Here is a 19,514-nt window from a genome sequence, read left to right as displayed (position 1 = left end):
TATCACCTGAACAATATGAACAACAATATTACCAAAATGAAAAAATGATAGAGGTGGGCACTGTCTAATATTTTGGCGAGGATCACATTAAAACGATCTTTTTTGAGTTGATTATGCCCGATATAACCAATAAAATCACCACTTGAAATCGCAATCGGCGATTTTAATACCACAATGTCATTGAGTTTTTCAGGTTTAAACGTTAATGAAGTCAGTGAGGTTACCTTGACATAACCTTTATGTGGTGGGTCTGTACTGCCATTTTCTTTTACTAATAGGTTTGGAACGTCACAATCATTAATTTTACGAATTTTAGCGTATCCGTTTTCTTCTCCATCTAACTCAAATGTTGCCTTTGGTGGTAAATAAGTCAATTTTTGTTTGTCATCTGCAGCTTCGTATACCGCTATTCCCTTTACGTTCACTTTTAAAATGCCTTGTAATGACTTTTTTATAATTTTTCTATTTTTCAATGTGTTGAATTGATTATTGCGAATATAATGTGTTAACCAAATATTATGAAAGTCTTCTCTAATAGATGGTTATATAGAAAATCAGAAGACAAATATAATCTAAATTCCGCCTAGTAATAGAATTTTTATAAAAACTTAGAGCAATAGGGCAAGTTTACTTTTTTATAATACTTGAGTTCATTTTTAAAAGTATCTGCAATTGCATTGTTAATATTCTCTAACACAACCAAGCAACTAATTGGATAAATTAAGTCTTTTATGCTTTGATCTTTTTCATCCTATAAAATCATATATCGTAATAGCAATTAAGTTTTGAGTTGTTGATTTGATTTTTAATCATCATAACTTAATAAACTTTAAATTATCTTTATCTATTTTATAATGAATATTATTTATATCTTTAATATTTTCACCGTATTCTTTGAATGAAATTATGTAGATATCTCCGCTAGCATCAAAATAGTAGTATTGACTATTTAGGTAAAAAGCACGATCAGAATTATAAGAATAGCTTGCTAAACTTATCCTACTTTTAATTTCCTTTTTATAAACTAAAGATAAATTTATTTCATAAACTATGTCATGGATTGGATTATTATAATCATAAATTATTTTATTTTTTTTATCTGATTTTTGATGCTTTCTGTCCATAATAAGCTCAAAATCGCCATCACGATAGATGACTGTTTTTTTATCGATTAAATCATAGAGTTTATTAAAATTAAATTTAGTAGTATTTAAAGGGCAACGCTCTGCCTCCAATTTTCGTTCTTCATTTGTTAAATCTTGCCAATAATCATAATTAAAACCACATTCGGACATATCACCATCTTTCACAAATGGTGCACCTGTATATTTTTCATCAATAATATAGGTGTCACTATAACAAAATGATGTATATATTAATAATAACAAGCCTAAAGAATTAGATATTTTCATTGCATATTTCCCTAAAATCTTGATTAACTCTTTATTAATATTTAATTATTATATTCTTACGTTTTAATTATATCGGTCATAGATAATAGTTTCTTTGACCTTTTTAAAAATACCAGTTGAACTCATTTGATATATATTCTTTGTGAGAAAATGAATATCTCCATTCTTAAACTCCATATCATCATCAATAAGCATTTGCTCCATTTGATTGACTGTTATTTGTCCATTAGTAAGTATTTTAAAATCACTCCATCTTAATACCTCTCCCTCAGCTGAATATCTTTCATCTAACATAATTGCATCAATAAAATTACCTTTTTTATCATAACTATTTAATTGAAAATAAAATATTGGTTCATCATTATCGATATGTGTCATAAAGATAATACCTTTATAAGTAATATTTTTATAATTAAAATAAACAGCAGGAAAATAAAAAGAATATTTTAATGGGATTCTAACTAAGCTTGGTTTATAAGAGAACTCTTTAGCCGAAAATCTGAATGGCATTTTGGAGTTTGGTGATATATGTAATCCTCCTGCTTCATCTTCCCAATAATATTTAGTTATGTCATTAGAAGTGTAAGGTAGATCTATTTTTTTATAATGCTTGAGTTCATTTTTAAAAGTATCTGCAATTGCAATATTAACATTTCCTAACATAGCTAAGAAAAAAATAATGGGATAAATTAATGGTTTCATTCTTCGATTTCCTTAACTTTCTTCATATCATAATATTCAACATGTAAATGATGATCGTGATTTGTAGTTTCTTTTGGAATATGGTTTAAAAAGTATTTTTTTCCTTTTAAGGTATAACTCAAACCTAACATTTTTTATCACTTAATATTGAGTGACCTAACAAATTTAATTGTTGATTTAATCCTTTAACTGATAATAATCTGTTTTTTTACTAAAAAAGTAAATATTTTGTTTGGTCATAAAAATCATAAAATTTACTTTTTTATCAATTATGTATTTCCCCATTTTTATTAATGTAATAATAAATACCAAACCGCTTAATCTTAATCATATTTTATGCTTACACTGTTAAAATTATTATATATCATTTATAGTTATACTTTTTATTCACTACCAGATAATGATTAAAACTACAAATAGAATTGATTGTAGGTACTGAATAGTAAACAAAGTGGTACTAGATAATGTGAATATTTCATCTGTTAACCTTAATTATTTCCTTATTTTTGAAAAAGCTGCGTTTAAAATCACAACTTTTTCTCTGTAATCATTTAACTTTTTTATTATTTTATTCTTCCAAATCCAACTTCTTAGCTAGTGAGCAAGTTGTTTTTCTATATTGGTTATTTCTTGTTTATAATTTTGAATTAAACAAAACATAACTTTAGATAAATAAGGATCGGTATTTTCCCTATCACCAGAAACTGGAGGTGGTAATTCTAAACAATTTGAAGCCATGTTTTGCTGTAATTTTAAATAAGATTTTTTTATTGTATTGTTATTTTTATTCAATAAGTTAATTTTTTGTTTTAATCTACTATTGTAATGGTTATAAACATCTATATAGCAACTATAATATTCTTCTTTGTCATACTCATCTTCACATGATTTAAGTTCTTTGGGTTCGATTTTTGTGACTGGTTTATTCGAAATAATATTAAATTGATTTGGATAAATGATTTGATATTGTACACCATCTGTAACATTGACTAACATATCTTGAAGTACAAACTTCATTTTTTGATTATCAATTTTATAGTGTTTCCAAAACATTGGAGAAATACCTTCTTCATCCTCTATCAAATATAATGTATTTACCTCTCCCTCTGGGGATATAAAATAATGTTGGTAACCTACTGCAAGAAAATCATAATCAGGAAAAGAAATATGATTATTAGCCAAATAAATCCTATCTTTTACAATATTATCTTTAGCTATTGATAAAAATATATCACCTCCAAAAATAGTACTATCAGATTCAATATCATTACTTTTTGACATACTTAATGTCAGTTGAAAATCTTGTCCGTTATAGATAATTACCGGTTCTTTATAAATCAATTTATATAACTTTTTTAAATCAAATTTGAGATTAAATTTTCTAATAGGGCAAAGTTTATCTATTTTTTCTTGTTCTGATTCGCTCAATTGTCTATAATTTTCAGGATAAGTACAATCTTTATCTAATTTATTCATATCGATTTTTCTAAACAATGGGTCGCCACGATATTTGTCTTCTATTTGATAGTGCTGACTATAACAGTAAGTGCTAATTAATAAACATAATGATGCAAAATAATATGAGCATTTCATAATATTATTCCTCAATCTCTTTAATTTTGGTGAGTGAAAATTCTGCATGAAAATGACCGTCATGTAATCCTCCACCATTGGCAACGCCTTTTAATTTTCTAAATTCTTCAAAATGCACATTTTTGCCAACTAGAATTTTCTCAAAAAATAACCGCATCGCATTTAAAAAAGCTTCGTCATCTTTATATTGTTGAGAAGTATGTGGATGGTAATCACGCTCCCGAATTTTTTTACCGTTTATTTCGACTGTTTTGTACCCTTTATATGACTTGTAGGTAAAATCAATACTCATACCATTAATATGATTTATACTTGGAAAGCAAGAGCCCCACTTAAATGCACTCCCTGTGGTAGTAACGCTTTTATTATAAACCGCAATACTACCTAACATTGCAGCAAATAACCCAGGATTAGCATAACGACGTTGTGAGTCGCTAAAGCTATACTTAATATTGAAATTGTCAAATTGCTTATTTAGCGAATCGGGCATTTTAATCAGTTCAGTATCATTGGTTGTTGATTTAAATAATTGCTAACAATTTTCATGGTAACCAAAGTTAGAATGTAAAATTGAGATTTTTATAAATTCTATAGTTCTCTATATTCAAATTTTATTTACATTTCCAACTTGTTGGAGAATCACTACTAGGGCTATCATATTTATACTTGCATTCTATAGATTCAATTAATTTAAAATGTTTATTTTCATCAATTTGATAATGTTTCCAATAATCAATTTGTTTAACTTCATAAAAAGAGATTTCATTTGTTAGAGAACTATTTTCATACATTACAATTTGTAAAAGCCATAAATTTTGCAACTGATTATCAATATAATAATATTGAAATTTAGGTATCAATGTAGATCCACTTTCCTTGTATATAATAATGCTATCTATAACTTCACCTTTTTTTTCTATATTTAAAGTTATTTCAAGGTGATCAAGGTTATTTGAATCTGCTGGAATTTTTGATAATAAATAATATTCATAATCATTAACTCTATTTAGAGAAGATTTATATAATGGCGTTTTAACTTTCGAAAAAATATAAGGATAATAAACATACAGCTCATCGAAGGCACATTCTCCATATTTTAAAGATTTATCTTCATCAGCAAAAAAATTACAGTTTTTATTTATCTGATTGATAATACTTTTATCCTTAATCATTGGATGTCCAAATAAACTGAACGGTCGATGGCGTCCTTTATATTTACTTGATAACCGCTTTTTATCGGCTTGTTTTGAAAAAAATATTAAATATCCTTCGTTTGTTATGCTCACTAAATAATCATCAATTTTTATTAATTTGTTTAAAATTCCGGAACATGATTTATTCGATTCAGAAAAGTTAATAACATCTATTTTTTCCTTCAATGGTATGCTTTCTTTAATGAAAAGATTTTTATATAAATTTTTATTTTGACTTGATCCCCAATGATTTTTTGAACTAGTTGAATGAATAGAATATTCTGATAAACATTGATTATTAATTTTTAAATGACTATCTGTCAGCTCTATTATCGTATCGGCAAACTGTTCAATTATATCTTCTCTCTTCTGCAATAATTTATCTCTAGTTTCTTCTGTCTCTCCATAGACTGTACTTTTTGAAACTTTATAAAAATACCATGTTTCGGGCGGTTCGGTTGCATAGGCGATGTTGATTGATAAAAATAACACCGCAATAATTTTTAAAAAAATTTTTTTTAACTTCATAATGTTTCTTTCATTGGTAATCATTGATTAGGTATATTAAGTTTCATTTATGCCTATTTGCTTTTTAACTTATTAGTTGACGCCAATTTTTTAATTATTTTTATTCTTCCAAATCCAACTTCCTAGTTAGTGAGCGAGTTGTTTTTCAATATTGGTTATTTCTTGTTTATAATTTTGAATTAAACAAAACATAACTTTAGATAAATAAGGATCTGTCTCTCCTCTATTACCAGAAACTGGAGGTGGTAATTCTAAACAACTTGAAGCCATTTTTTTCTGTAATTTTAAATAAGATTTTTTTATTGTATTGTTATTTTTATTCAATAAGTTAATTTTTTGTTTTAATCTATTATGGTAATGTTTATAAACATCTACATAGCAACTATAATATTCTTCTTTATCATATTCATCTTCACATGATTTAAGTTCTTGTGAATCAATTTTTGTGACTGATTTATTCGAAATAACATTGAATTGATTTGGATAAACGATTTGATATCGTACCCCATTTTTAACATTGACCAACATATCTTGAAGTACAAATTTCATTTTTTGATTATCAATTTTATAGTGTTTCCAAAACATTGGAGAAATACCTTCTTCTACCTCTATCAAATATAATGTATTTATCTCTCCCTCTGAGGTTATAAAATAATGCTGGTAAGCAGCTGCAAAATCAGAAAGATTAATATAATTATTAGCCAAATAAATCCTATCTTTTACAATATTATCTTTAACTATTGATAGGAATATATCACCTTCATAAATAGTACCATCAGATTCGATATTATAATTTTCTGACATACTTAATGTCAGTTGAAAATTTTGTCCGTTATAGATAATTACCGGTTCTTTATAAATCAATTTATATAACTTTTTTAAATCAAATTTGAGATTAAATTTTCTAATAGGGCAAAGTTTATCTATTTTTTCTTGTTCTGATTCGCTCAATTGTCTATAATTTTCAGGATAAGTACAATCTTTATCTAATTTATTCATATCGATTTTTCTAAACAATGGGTCGCCACGATATTTGTCTTCTATTTGATAGTGCTGACTATAACAGTAGGAGCTAAATAGTAAACAAAGTGGTACTAGATAATGTGAGTATTTCATTTTTTAACCTTTTATCCTTTTCTTATTTTGAATAAGTTGCGTTTAAATAAATTGCAACTTTTCTCTTTGATATTTAAGTTATTTAATCATTTTCATTCTTGCAAATCCGACTTACTTGCTTGGAAGTAAGTTATATATTGCCATTATTTTTTACAAATTCTATTCACGGATAATACACAATTTTTACTTGTTATTAATTTTTCTCCAGAATATGAATTGGTTATTAAAATTTCTTTATTATTAGTCTGTGGCTCGACTGTTTCATGTTGCAATCAGTGAGTATTATAACTAATAGGATAATTAGTATATAATTGAAATTTTTTTATAATATTATTTCCTTTATAGAACCTGGTTTAAATTCTGAATGTAGATGAGTATTATGAAGATCCTTTTTTAAATCTTGTTTTGCATTATCAAATTTTTTCTTATTGTTACCTGTTATTTGTTCATTAAAATTAAATTTATGCATGGCATTAATAAATTTTTGTTCATCGTTATCATTTAAATAAAGAGTATCAATACTTTTTCCATTTACATGTTCAGAACTAGGAAAACAGGACCCTTCAGCAAAACAACTACCAGTAGTTGTTAACTGCAAACCTGTTTCAGCTAAAGCACCAATAAAACCAGCTAAAGGATCTGGTCCTGTATAGCGCCTTTTTGTATTGCTAAAGACATAACTAATTATTACATCGTCTTTAGTATAATTAATTTTATCTGGCATCCTAACTATTTCGATATTTTTATTTAATGCTTTATATCGTCGCCAAATCATGCCTAGATCACTATGTTTACCATATTCTGCAATATCTCCATTTTTAAATTTAACTCTTTTTTGGGTATCTCCTTCCTTTAAATTTTCTTTATATTCAATAATATTTGGATCTTTCCTATTCGGCGCACTTATTACTACACCATTTGCTTTTTCCTTAGTAGTATGCCAATCACAAATGCATATTTCATGTTCATTATTCTTTTCATCATGATAAACATACTTATATTTTTGCTCGTAGCCTTTCGATATTTCCAGTGGTATATGTTTTTCAATTTTTCCATCGTGGTAAATATGATATGTCACTATACCTGGACTTATAAATCTACCCATCACTGAGACTGGATGAATAAACCATGCTTTGCCATCAGCAGAAAGATTGCTTAGTGCGGGTGTTTGTGGTGTTTGGTTGTTTGATGATTGGGTTGCTTGAGATTGTGCTACTTCTCGCCACCAAAGGGAGGGTTTAATGCGTTGCTCTTTTTCCAGTTGCCAATGTATTTTGGTTTCCTCGTGTGCTTCATCGACACTGTTTAACGCTGAGTTTCGCTTAAAAGGCATCGTTATATTATTGTCATCTAACCATTTTTCAATTAATTTTTTCTGTTTCTGTGTTTCTTTCTCAAATAAACTATCTATTTCGTTCCATTTGGTTAGCGCTTCGTCTGCATGCCATTCACTTTCATATTTTATTATTAAGTGACCTATCATTTCGGCTATCCAACTGTTGCGTAAGCCATCTTTCAGAAATTCAACAGTAAAAGGTGGCAGTCCTTTTTTTCGCTGAACAGAATATAAAAGTGATTCAATTAAGATTTTATGCATAGCTTTCATTGAATCAGTATATTCTTTAATGTCCAATGTTCCTGCTCGGTTATCGTTTATTTTAGTATAAAATTCTCCCACACTAGCTTTTTCGATTACTGTCTCAAATCCTTGCCAATGCCAGGGACTGATTCGTTTAACGTGCTCTTGAGCATCTTTTTTGATGTTTACCCAACCTGTTATTGACCAACGCTCTTCATTTCCTGCGGTGACTTTTACCCAAATTGAATCCGTGCTTTCGTCTTCTATAGTGATTAAATTCTCATTACTTAATGAATCTAATGATACTGTCCGTGGAAAATGTACCGTGTTATCTTTAGTTGCAGGAGGTAAATTATCAAATGATAGCGGAAAATTATTCCAATAAGGAATTACGGTATTGAGTGTCCCATCTTGTCCAAATAAGTGAGAGACATCTTTTGACGCTATCCAATAATGTTTAGTATTCACACAAAAACGTATTTTGACAGATGAACTATTGTGATCAACTTCAACAAGTTCAACCTTATCCGGAATATCAGACTTGGTTAACTGCGGATAAGTTTCATTATATTTATTTTCTAACTGTTCTTTATTGTCGGCTGTTAAAGTAATTTCTATAGTCTTATTCGATAAGTCGTTATCATTTTCTTCAATTTTTTCATCAACTTTAGATTGTGCAGCCAGATTGTTATCAGCATAGTATTCCTTTGAATTTAAAGTATATTCCAGGTTAATTTTAACGTAATAATTATGTTTTTCACTGATAAACTTTATCCCTAATCCTGAATTTAAGTTTCCATCCGCTTTTGATGCTTGTATCAATCTTGCACCTTTTTCAACCAGAATTAAGTTTTTTTCACTTTCGGGTAAATTATTGGCTAAAGTACGGGTTTGGGTAATAAATGCTGATAAATCCTCACAGGTAAATAATTCAACATGTAACAAAGGCGGTAATTTTGTATCTGATGGTCGTTTTATTGTGGATATAGATGCTTGTGCAGGCTCATTAAAATGGTCTGTTTGCTGTTGATTATGTCCGATATAACCAATAAAATCACCACTTGAAATCGCAATCGGCGATTTTAATACCACAATGTCATTGAATTTTTCAGGTTTAAACGTTAATGAAGTCAGTGAGGTTACCTTGACATAACCTTTATGTGGTGCGTCTGTACTGCCATTTTCTTTTACTAATAGGTTTGGAACGTCACAATCATTAATCTTACGTATTTTAGCGTATCCGTTTTCTTCTCCATCTAACTCAAATGTTGCCTTTGGTGGTAAATAAGTCAATTTTTGTTTGTCATTTGCAGCTTCATATACCGTTATGCCCTTTACCTTCACATTTGACTTACCAACAGTGTTATTGTCTTCTTTTACAACTTCATAATCTTGATTGGTATCGGCTTTTTTTCCTGTTGGTTCGGGTGATACATCGCTATGCCAAACATAACCGGTAATAGTATCTAATTGCTGTTTAAATTCGGTTGAGGTGACCAATGTCCCTTCTGATATCGAAACAATTTTATACCAACCGGCTTTAGTTGCGTGTTTTTCACCTAAACGAATTTTGCTTCCTTTTAACAATAAGCCAACCGCTTTGGTTTTGCTGCCATTTTCTCTAATTACACTGCCGAAAACAGTATCCGCCTTATTTTCGTCAACTTTTCCTGAACCAAGTTGCCAATAGTGAGGATGCTGTGCTTTTGTTTGTTCATCTTTTATTTTTTCCTGATAGCCATACCAATCAAGCTGATGCATATACAAACTGTATAAGGTTATTGCCGGTTGCTCAGCTTTTGCATCCGTTGTTTTTGGCATTTGTAATAGGTGTCTTACTAATGTAAAACCAGTAGAAAAATAAGCAACATTTTTTAGAGAGCCTCGTAGTGCAGTAGGTACATTTTCGTCTGGATAGGTTATTTTAGGGTAGACTTCATTGATACGATAAGCTATGACTTCACCGTTAGCCATGCAACGTAATTGTTCATCATTACCAAGTTTGTTTAACACTTTTTTATCGAGATGAATTCCGCCATGCCATAAACCATTTTCTCCAAATGGATAAAAACCATGATTAGCTTCGGATAATGCCCTATAATAGGTATCTTGGTTTAATTCTTCATCACCAACCGGAAAAATGAATTTCGTTGTTTTTTTCATGGATATTTTATTATTCCTTTATAAATTATCCTGAAAAATTAACATAATGGCTGTTTATTAAACGTACTATAGCTACTTCAAGCATATTTTTTGTGAAACTTCGTTTCTCATTATCTAATGTACTAGGCCCCATTTTTTGTAGTGCACTACTTTTTATATAAACATTATCCGCGGTGCCCAGTTCAATCCCTGCACTGCTGATTTTGATGTATGAACCTCCGCACATTAACGTCAGCTCTTCACTTGCAGTGACCGTTAATTTTCCATCGACACTGTCTATTTTAATATCTTGCTTGGCAGCCATATTCAGGTTGGCATTTTGTGCCTGTACGTTAACATCACCTTGGTTGGCAAAGACTTTCATTCCCGATTTATGGGCAAACAGACCGATGGATTCACCGGATGAGACGGTTATGTTTTTTAACGCATTAATGTCAGTCTGGTTTTCACTGGTCACCGATACACTGTTTGACGTTGACAGTTGGATGTTTTCCGGACTGGTTAAAGCGATGCCCTCTTGTGCATAAGCAAGAATGCCACTTTGGGCTAATTGGGTTAATGTCGCTTTAAGTTGCTCTTGACTGTCGGTATCCGCACCATGGGCTTCAGAGGCAGTTGCTGCATTTTGCAGTGCTTTGGCAATTGATAACGCATTTTCAAGCTGAGTAATGGCACCTTGCATATCCAGTTGTTTACCCTGTGCCTTAGGCTCGGTCTGACTGGTCAGGTATAAACCTTTATTGGCAGCAATTGCTCCCCACTCATCGGTGCGCAGTTCAAATCCCTCACCACGCTGCTCTTTGTTTTGGTCAACTAAATGCCCGATGTTAAGCTGGGTTTTACCGTATTCGGTCGCTAACTTGATGTGCTCTTGTCCGCGCTTATCATCCATCCGCAGTTTGTTGTTAGCAGGGGTACGAATTACATTTCGGTGTTTGTTTATAGCGGTCACATGGTCAGGGTGAGTGCTGTCATGCATTGCATGTGCGATATAAGGTCGGTCCGGGTTACCGTTAGTAAACGCTACCGCAACTTCTGTGCCGTCAATCAGTGGAAAGTGAAAACCATAGGTACTGCCCGCATACGGTTTAGCCAGTCTTAACCATAAGCTCTCTTCACCGTTTCGCCACTCTTTTAAATCAAAGTTAAATTTAACCCGATAGCGCCCTTGTGTATCAATATAACCATAGGTGTCATTATTCGGACTGGTCACCCGTGCCGGTAAAGTGCCGTCAATAGTCGGAAAAGGAATCGGCTCCGGGCGGTAAGGTTTTAATGGCTGGTAAGGTATGGCGGTAAAGCTCAGTTCATAAGCCTCACTGCGGTTTCCTTGTCCTTGCACCGTTAATATCATTACCCCCTCATCTATTCCAGCAATCGCACTGCCTTTGATGCGGATATGTTGACCCGGAGCTAAATTGGCCTGATTGCTTTTACCCCGGATAACAATTTGACGGCTAATGGCATGTTCATGGCGAATGCGAGCATACCATTCTCCACTTTCAACACCATTACTCGCATTACCAGAATGAGTGCTAATATCACTGCTATTATCGTTATTATTGCCGTTACTGTCGTCGGTATCAATATCACCACTGTTTTCATCATCATTATTGTTGGTGTCACTATCAATTCCATTATTGCTGTCACCATTGCTACTTAACCCTTTATAGTGCTCATCATAACGGTAATCAGTACCGTAAGTGGTGTTATCTTTCTGTTGGCTGTTAACTTCACCCAGTAAATTCGCCTGCGCATCGCGATAGTTATAATCTTGTACTTGTACCGAAGATTCAACCATCTGACTGTGTAAGGTTATATCCCAGACACTTTCAACGCAGTTATCCAGTGTGCCGCTCGGTTGTTTGTACACAATATCAGCCACCTGCTGATAACCTTGTTCATAATCACTGATGACCATCACATCACAATTATGTTCACCATGCGTTTCAAACCGGAAATAGACCCCCACATCAGCAAGCAGTCTTTGAATAAACTCAAGGTCACTCTCCTGCCACTGGGTGATAAATTCACGTTCAGGGTATTGCTCTTTAAGGGCTAAACGATAATCAATCCCTGTATAACCATGACCACGCAAGACCTCTTCAACCACACTGATAACGCTTTGATTCTGAAAAATAGCACAGTTATGACTTAATGCCAGTTTGGCTAATTGCGATGACAAAACCACTTGATAACGAGCTTCATCGTTACTGACTGATAGTTGACTGAATTGAGTAACCACACCATAAAGAGTACGGGAGCCACCTTGAGATAATAGTGAGTTTAACGGATTAAGCGGATTAAACTGGGTTAAAGAGTTAAGTGAATCGAGTGGATTGGATTGTGTAAACTTATCTAACTGTTTTAATGGCCCAGACTGTTTTAATGCATCTAATGGATTAGCCGAAGTTAAGGAATTAAGTGCATTAAGTCCTTTGGCGGTAAAATCGCTTAAACTGCTAGAATTTGCAGGATTAAAACTCAAACGGGCATTTTGGTTAAGAAATGACTCAACAGAAAGTTGTTTATCCGAACTGGTGAAAGTAATCGTATAGTGCCAAGGCTGGTTAAGTTGCTCATTACCCTCAACCTGTAAGATTGAAACCTCAGCAGGCAAACCATCAATATTTAACGTATAACGATTATGTCCTGCTCCATTAACTAAACCTTGCTTTAAGCCACGACTTAAACCATTGCCCAACTGCTCCATCAAATTGGTTAATCTTTTATCCATGTTATCCTCGATATATTTCACGTGCACTGCAAATACAACTTTGTTTTATTGAATTATTTATTATTAATAATTTTTAGTATTATATTTTTAATAACAATTTGATTATTTGAAAATTTATTACAAATAAAACGCTTTTTTAATGAATTTAAGTTAAAAAATAATCTAAAAATGGTATAAATTACACTGTTTTGAATATTTTGCAATCTTTTTTTTACATTTCTTTAAATTTTAATTATGTATATAACTTACTGATATTATTAATAAATAAAATTAAATATCGTTAAAAGTTTGTCACCTAAACATGATCAAACAAGGACTAAAAGAATTTGGTTTTTGCGGATTTTTTATTGGATAATTTTTCACTGAATTTTATTAAGATTTATATACAATAATCATTTTTACTCAAACATAGCCATGACCTGAAACTTTTTGACAAAATAACTGATTGCACAGCGATAAAAAATAGTTTTTAAACTATCGATAGGATGTGAATAGGAGTTTAGTTTGAATAAATAATTGGGTAGAGTTTTATTTAAAAAATTAATTATATTAGTAAGTTATGATTTATTTTGTAAAAAATATTCAGGAGTCTATACCATTTCATAATAAAACATTCTAAATTTAAATTCTAAGCGCAATTTAACAGTGAACAGTGAGTAGAATTTAGGTTAAGATTTTATATCTAAAAAACGACTTTTATTAAAATACCCCAATAGGATAAAACGTTTTGACATTATTTTTATTAAAAATAACAAATTAATCTATTTTTATATTTTCTTTTTTTTAGGTTTACTGATATATACTGCAATACATTTTTTATTTTTTATGTTTGTTATGTTAAAACGAAATATTAATCTTTTTATCGCATTATATGTGCTGTTAGTTGTTGGAGTTGAAACTTATACTTATTGGCACATGCAGCTTCGAAGCTGGCAACCAGCAACATCAATAGGGCGTATGGTGTTTTATTATAGTTTTTTTACTGTATTATCTAACCTTATGTTGGCAATAAGTTGTTTATGGTTAGCTTTTAGTCCGAATTGTAATCGTTTTATTTTTCGAATTATTCGATTAAATGGGTTGGTAGGTGTAATTATAACAGCTATTGTGTATAACTCACTTTTACGTGGCATTCATGTTCCACCAAATATATTTATGCGATTCGCTAATGAAAGTTTACATGTTGTTATTCCTCTACTAGGCATATTGAGTTGGCTGATTTGGGGACCATTCCGACGCATTAGCTTTCGCGTCATTATAGGATCATTAACTACCATGTTAATTTATGCCGTTTATATTTTTGTACTAGGTTTTTTTACTCATTATTATCCGTATCCTTTTATCAATGTGACAAAAATCGGTTATCCACACGCATTGTTTAATGCGAGCGTTGTCATGCTGGTATTTATAGGGTTTGCCTATTTATTATGGGCTATTGATTGCTTAAGGAGGTAGAATGAAATTATATATTTATGAACACTGTCCTTTTTGTGTAAGGGCTAGAATGATTTTTGGTTTAAAAAATATCCCTGTTGAGCTACATGTCTTTTTGAGTGATGATTTTAAGTCTCCCGAAAGTATGATTGGTCAAAAGATGGCACCAATTTTACAAAAAGAGGATGGCAGTTATATGCCTGAAAGTCTGGATATTGTTGATTATGTCGATAATCATTATGGAGCAAAGCCTATCTTAATCGGCCCAAAATCGCCAAATATTGAAAAATTAATTAAACAATTACAGCGATATGATTATAAATTAGAGTGTCCACGTTATATCAAACTTGGCTTAGCAGAATTTGCAACTCAAAGTGCAATCAATTACTTTGTCACGAGTAAAACTAAAAAAATCGGCTCATTTGATGAATGTTTAGCACAAACTGATTCATTGGTATCTGAAATATTCAAGTTATTAAACGAGCTTGAACCATTGATTATCTCGCCACAAGCGTGTAATGGGCAATTATCTTTAGATGATATCTGTCTGTTTCCTGTTTTACGTAATTTGACTTGTGTAAAAGGATTACGTTTTCCGCCTAAAGTTAAGGATTATATCGAGTCAATGGCTAGATTAAGCAAAGTGAACTTATTTTTTGATAAAGCCATTTAAAATCATTCATGAAGTTTTAATTTAGTTTTTTTGGGTAGTCAATCTTGGCGATAAAATTTTTAGAGCTTTAAAAGAGAGTACAGGCAAATAGGATAAAACCCTGTACTCTATCTTTGCTTACTTATAATTTATAACTATTGGGAATAGGATTTGAGATTAATTAATCTCCTAATTTAATATCGATCACTTCTATGTTTTGTTCGCCACCATAAATATCGTACCAAGGTGTCGCATACTGTTTTAAAATTTTATTGAGGTGCTCAACATTTTCACGTCCAGTTTGGTCTAACCAGCGTTTTAAGCCTTCTTTACCTTCTTTGGCATACGCTGCAACACCTTCAAACCAAGTTGCACGTCCACCTAAAATACCACTGTATTTAGCGCCATTTTCACCCGCAAAAATTAATTCTTGATGGAAAGTTTTAGTTGGTACTCCGGCACTCAAATAGATAAATGGACGAGTTGCTACCTCACTGGCCTGTTTAAAGTAATCTGCTGCTTGTTTTTGGGTGTAAACAACAACATTATTATCATTAAATCCTTCAACATTTTTGAAAAGTACTGGAACTTCAACTTTTAGTACATCAATATAGTATTGATTTTTTGTGAACTCTTTAATGGTGTTAATGACTTTTTGAGGCTTTATTTTGGCAAATTCAGGGCTTTTATCATCAGTTATTACATTATCATAGACAATCGGCTCAACAAATAACGGGATATCTGCTGCTCTCGCTTCTGTACCGATACGTTCTAAAAATGCATGTTTTTTTTCTAGAATATCTTTTGGATCATCTGGATTATAATAAACCAAGACTTTTGCAGCATCGGCTCCTTTTTTTAATAACCGTTGTAGAGAGTCCTCTGGCAATACATCGGGTAGTCGACCTGGAGTATTGGCATCATATCCTGTTTTTTCATAAGATATAATTAATCCAGCATCTTTGTTTTTTTTAGTCATACCTTTAAAGCCATACTCTTCATCTAACAAGATTGCACTAACATATTTTGTTAATTCTTGTGAGACAAGCTCTTTAAATTCATACACCATATCTACATGATAGCGATCTTTACCGACTGCCGACTCCATCATTTTTACCATTGAACCGCGTTGGTCAATCGCTAATGCCGCAATAACGCCATCTTGGTTAGATAATTGTTGCATGCGTGTGAATTTACCTCGAGTAATACGTTTTATAGCCATTTTATAACTCTCCATTTAAAAAGATCTTTTGATTGTAGTTTTAATTTGTAAATATATATTAATCATTTAGTGCTGTTTATTTAATCAAATCGCTTATGTTTAAAAAAGTTTTTATCTAATGCCGATAATAAAATGTAGGTTATCGTTTTAATGGATATTATCTTTAAAAAAAAGTGGTGTTCAGGTATATTGATTCATTAAAATACACTATGTGTAAAAAATAATTTACAAGGAAGACCATGTCATATACAGCACCAATTACGCAAACGCGTACTTTAAATAAACAAGACTATAAAACATTAGCATTGTCTGCTTTAGGCGGGGCTTTAGAATTTTATGATTTTATTATATTTGTATTCTTTTCAATTACTATCGGCCATCTGTTTTTTCCAGATGATATGCCTGAATGGTTAAGTCAGGTACAAACATTCGGTATTTTCGCTGCAGGTTATTTAATTCGTCCTTTTGGCGGAATTATTATGGCACACTTTGGTGATCTGTTTGGTCGCAAACGAATGTTTACACTTAGTATTCTGCTTATGGCATTACCGACGTTATTTATCGGTTGTTTACCTACTTATACCCATATTGGAATTTTTGCACCTTTATTATTATTACTTATGCGATTATGTCAGGGATTGGCAGTAGGGGGCGAAGTACCTGGTGCTTGGACGTTTGTCGCTGAGCACGTACCAAAAGATAAAATTGGGTTAGCATGTGGAATTTTAACCAGTGGTTTAAGTTTAGGTATTTTATTCGGTTCATTGGTTTCAACTGTTATGAATAAAAGCGTCTCACCGGAACAATTAATCGATTGGGGATGGCGTATTCCTTTTATTATTGGTGGTATTTTTGGTTTGATCGCAATGTATTTGCGCCGTTGGTTAAAAGAAACCCCCATTTTTCTTGAAATTCAAAAACGTAAACAACAAGAATTATCAAATAAAATTCCTGTCGTTACCGTGATAACTCAATATTTACCACAGACAATATTATCAATGTTACTGACTTGGGTTTTGTCTGCCGGTATTATGGTAATTATGTTAATGACGCCTATTTTATTACAAAAATCATTTGATTATTCACCAATTGACGCACTACAAGGCAATACATTAGCAATAATAGGTCTGATTATAAGTTGTACTTTTTATGGCATGATGATGGATAAGTTTGCAATGGGTAAGGTCATATTGATTGGTTGTATTCTTGCAGCGCTTGCTATCGCTATTTTTTATTTATCATTAGATAATCATCAACTTTTATTTATCACTTATTCCCTAGCAGGGTTCTGCATCGGTATTGTTGGATCTTTTGCCTACGTTATGGTGAAAGTCTTTCCTACCCAAATTCGTTATAGTGGGGTGTCGTTTTCATTTAATATGGCGTACGCCATTGCAGGTGGATTAACACCATTACTCATATCGTTTTTGAGTGACTTTGTGAGCAAAATGGCACCGGCTATGTATGTGGTTGGGTTATTCGCACTTGGTGCATTAATTGGACTATTTTTATTGATAAATAATAATAGTCAAAAATACATTGCAAAAGATATTGGTTAACCATAATTTTTTTTATGTTAAATAAGGAACGAGTATTCAGGCTCGTTCCTTTAAAATATAAAAACACTTTCCTGTCCTTTATCCTCTATTTATTTCATGACTGAATTTTACAAAAAGCCTTATACCATCGTTAATTGCTCTAAAAATATTCATAATATGAATGTAAAATCGAGTTAAATACTATCGATTATCAATATCTAACTTACTTATAGTTAACAATTTATTTAGTCAAATCCCAATCAAGTTTATTGATATGGTTTATTGTTAAACTGGATAAAATAAAAAGTAGAGCAAGCAATCAATGAAGTTAATTAAAGACCTTTTTTAGGAATTCATAATTTGTTGTCAAAAAGTTTGAGGTTATATGTACGTTTCAATCGAGATTATTAAATAATCAATGTTTTTAATAATTTTGTGAAATAACTCATTTTTTTTAAGAATAGTTAGGATAAAATAAACCAAGTTATATTTTATTTTGAAATTATCTAGGAGAAAAAAAATGAAGGCAGCAGTTGTTAGACAAGAGTGCGATGGTCAAGTTGAAATTAAAGATATTCCTCTCCGTCCATTGGAAGCAGGCGAAGCTTTAGTTGAAGTTGAATATTGTGGTCTTTGTCATACGGATCTTCATGTCGCGGCAGGTGACTTTGGTAAAAAACCTGGTCGTGTTATTGGACATGAGGGAGTAGGGATCGTTACTAAAATTGCTCCAGATGTAAAAAGCTTAAAAATTGGTGATCGTGTTAGTATTGCTTGGTTCCATGCTGGTTGTGGTTCATGTGAATATTGTATTTCGGGTCAGGAAACCTTTTGCCGTAATGTTTTAAATTCTGGATATAGTGTCGATGGTGGTATGGCAGAACAGTGTATTGTCAAAGCAGATTACGCAGTTAAAGTGCCAGAGGGATTAGATCCGGCTCAAGCAACCAGCGTAACTTGTGCTGGAGTAACAACTTACAAAGGCATCAAAGTTGCAGACACTAAACCTGGTCAATGGCTTGCGGTATTTGGTATTGGCGGTTTAGGCACTTTGGCTATTGAATATGGCAAAAAAGTGTTTAACAATAAAGTAGTGGCAATTAGTAATAGTGACAGCCAATTAGAACTATGTAAAGAGCTTGGCGCCGACTTGGTTGTTAACCCTAAAAAAGTGGCAGACGTAGGTGCTTATATTAAAGAACATACAGGTGGTGGTGTGCATGGTGCGGTGGTAACATCAGTAACTAAAACTGCTTTTAATCAAGCAATTGAGTCTGTTCGTCCTTTAGGTAGAGTTGTCGCTTTAGGTTTACCTTCTGAAACGATGGATTTAAGTATTCCTAAAACAGTATTAGATGGTATTCAAGTTTTAGGTTCATTGGTTGGTACGCGTCAAGATTTAGCCGAAGCATTCCAATTTAGTGCTGAAGGTAAAGTTGTACCAATTGTTGAAAAACGTCCATTAGAAGATATCAATGATATGATTAACGAAATGAGAGAAGGTAAAATTCGTGGTCGTATGGTTGTTGATATGAAAATGAAAAAACAGAAATAATTGTTTCTCCATTTAAGTTAAAAACCAATAAAAGCTGGCTTGATGCCGGCTTTTTTCTTGATCAAATATTAATTTATCACTTTTACTTTC

14 protein-coding genes are annotated in these 19,514 nt (G+C 31.8%); 4 read left to right on the top strand and 10 right to left on the bottom strand.

Translation table 11 applies throughout. The features are described 5' to 3' along the window. Positions 1–2 precede the first annotated feature (2 nt). The 9 genes from H3T96_RS13600 to H3T96_RS13560 all read right to left on the bottom strand — a co-directional run bounded on the left by H3T96_RS13600 (position 3) and on the right by H3T96_RS13560 (position 13,023). Entirely contained in the window at positions 3–425 is a 423-nt protein-coding gene (locus H3T96_RS13600) for a hypothetical protein (protein WP_144093545.1), read from the bottom strand. 387 nt (positions 426–812) lie between these two features. Beyond that, on the bottom strand, positions 813–1,412 hold the full coding sequence (locus H3T96_RS13595) for a hypothetical protein (RefSeq protein WP_144093547.1): 600 nt from the start codon (positions 1,410–1,412) through the stop codon (positions 813–815). 63 nt (positions 1,413–1,475) lie between these two features. Then, the gene (locus H3T96_RS13590) at positions 1,476–2,114 is read right to left on the bottom strand and encodes a hypothetical protein (protein WP_144093549.1); all 639 of its coding nucleotides are present in this window, start codon (positions 2,112–2,114) and stop codon (positions 1,476–1,478) included. 594 nt (positions 2,115–2,708) lie between these two features. Beyond that, positions 2,709–3,590, bottom strand: a complete 882-nt coding sequence (locus H3T96_RS13585) for a hypothetical protein (protein WP_144093551.1) — start codon at positions 3,588–3,590, stop codon at positions 2,709–2,711. Between the two features lie 121 nt (positions 3,591–3,711). Beyond that, a complete protein-coding gene (locus H3T96_RS13580) occupies positions 3,712–4,197 on the bottom strand; it encodes a hypothetical protein (protein ID WP_144093553.1) in 486 nt (161 codons plus the stop codon). Positions 4,198–4,318: 121 nt separating this feature from the next. Then, entirely contained in the window at positions 4,319–5,428 is a 1,110-nt protein-coding gene (locus tag H3T96_RS13575; protein ID WP_144093555.1) for a hypothetical protein, read from the bottom strand. A gap of 126 nt (positions 5,429–5,554) precedes the next feature. After that, positions 5,555–6,427 carry a hypothetical protein gene (locus H3T96_RS13570; protein ID WP_144093557.1) on the bottom strand — a complete coding sequence of 291 codons (873 nt, stop codon included), beginning with the start codon at positions 6,425–6,427 and terminating at the stop codon, positions 5,555–5,557. 439 nt (positions 6,428–6,866) lie between these two features. Further along, a complete protein-coding gene (locus H3T96_RS13565; RefSeq protein WP_144093559.1) occupies positions 6,867–10,286 on the bottom strand; it encodes a hypothetical protein in 3,420 nt (1,139 codons plus the stop codon). 25 nt (positions 10,287–10,311) lie between these two features. Then, on the bottom strand, positions 10,312–13,023 hold the full coding sequence (locus H3T96_RS13560; RefSeq protein WP_198248670.1) for a type VI secretion system Vgr family protein: 2,712 nt from the start codon (positions 13,021–13,023) through the stop codon (positions 10,312–10,314). A gap of 834 nt (positions 13,024–13,857) precedes the next feature. Between H3T96_RS13560 and H3T96_RS13555 the strand changes: the two genes are divergently transcribed. Beyond that, positions 13,858–14,478 carry a Pr6Pr family membrane protein gene (locus H3T96_RS13555; protein WP_144093444.1) on the top strand — a complete coding sequence of 207 codons (621 nt, stop codon included), beginning with the start codon at positions 13,858–13,860 and terminating at the stop codon, positions 14,476–14,478. A 1-nt stretch (position 14,479) separates the two neighbouring features. Further along, the gene (grxB, locus tag H3T96_RS13550) at positions 14,480–15,130 is read left to right on the top strand and encodes a glutaredoxin 2 (protein WP_144093442.1); all 651 of its coding nucleotides are present in this window, start codon (positions 14,480–14,482) and stop codon (positions 15,128–15,130) included. 160 nt (positions 15,131–15,290) lie between these two features. On the opposite strand, the gene H3T96_RS13545 is transcribed toward grxB, so the two are convergent. After that, a complete protein-coding gene (locus H3T96_RS13545; protein WP_172398385.1) occupies positions 15,291–16,325 on the bottom strand; it encodes a tagatose 1,6-diphosphate aldolase in 1,035 nt (344 codons plus the stop codon). A 245-nt stretch (positions 16,326–16,570) separates the two neighbouring features. On the opposite strand from H3T96_RS13545, the gene H3T96_RS13540 reads away from it, so the two are divergent. Continuing rightward, positions 16,571–17,890 carry an MFS transporter gene (locus H3T96_RS13540; protein ID WP_144093440.1) on the top strand — a complete coding sequence of 440 codons (1,320 nt, stop codon included), beginning with the start codon at positions 16,571–16,573 and terminating at the stop codon, positions 17,888–17,890. 499 nt (positions 17,891–18,389) lie between these two features. After that, entirely contained in the window at positions 18,390–19,424 is a 1,035-nt protein-coding gene (adhP, locus tag H3T96_RS13535; RefSeq protein ID WP_086327346.1) for an alcohol dehydrogenase AdhP, read from the top strand. The last annotated feature ends 90 nt before the right edge of the window (positions 19,425–19,514 follow it).

The organism is Gilliamella sp. W8136 (genome assembly GCF_016101285.1).
GTDB classification, from domain to species: Bacteria; Pseudomonadota; Gammaproteobacteria; order Enterobacterales; family Orbaceae; genus Gilliamella; species Gilliamella apicola_N.
Note: the sequence above shows the minus strand (reverse complement) of the source record. Positions and strands in the feature narration are given on the sequence as shown.

Bases quoted from the DNA above. Each gene is read 5' to 3' on its own strand.
- H3T96_RS13595 (WP_144093547.1), bottom strand. From the start codon at position 1,412: ATGAAAATATCTAATTCTTTAGGCTTGTTATTATTAATATATACATCA.
- H3T96_RS13590 (WP_144093549.1), bottom strand. From the start codon at position 2,114: ATGAAACCATTAATTTATCCCATTATTTTTTTCTTAGCTATGTTAGGA.
- H3T96_RS13585 (WP_144093551.1), bottom strand. From the start codon at position 3,590: ATGAATAAATTAGATAAAGATTGTACTTATCCTGAAAATTATAGACAA.
- H3T96_RS13580 (WP_144093553.1), bottom strand. From the start codon at position 4,197: ATGCCCGATTCGCTAAATAAGCAATTTGACAATTTCAATATTAAGTAT.
- H3T96_RS13575 (WP_144093555.1), bottom strand. From the start codon at position 5,428: ATGAAGTTAAAAAAAATTTTTTTAAAAATTATTGCGGTGTTATTTTTA.
- H3T96_RS13570 (WP_144093557.1), bottom strand. From the start codon at position 6,427: ATGAATAAATTAGATAAAGATTGTACTTATCCTGAAAATTATAGACAA.
- H3T96_RS13565 (WP_144093559.1), bottom strand. From the start codon at position 10,286: ATGAAAAAAACAACGAAATTCATTTTTCCGGTTGGTGATGAAGAATTA.
- H3T96_RS13560 (WP_198248670.1), bottom strand. From the start codon at position 13,023: ATGGATAAAAGATTAACCAATTTGATGGAGCAGTTGGGCAATGGTTTA.
- H3T96_RS13555 (WP_144093444.1), top strand. From the start codon at position 13,858: ATGTTAAAACGAAATATTAATCTTTTTATCGCATTATATGTGCTGTTA.
- grxB (WP_144093442.1), top strand. From the start codon at position 14,480: ATGAAATTATATATTTATGAACACTGTCCTTTTTGTGTAAGGGCTAGA.
- H3T96_RS13540 (WP_144093440.1), top strand. From the start codon at position 16,571: ATGTCATATACAGCACCAATTACGCAAACGCGTACTTTAAATAAACAA.
- adhP (WP_086327346.1), top strand. From the start codon at position 18,390: ATGAAGGCAGCAGTTGTTAGACAAGAGTGCGATGGTCAAGTTGAAATT.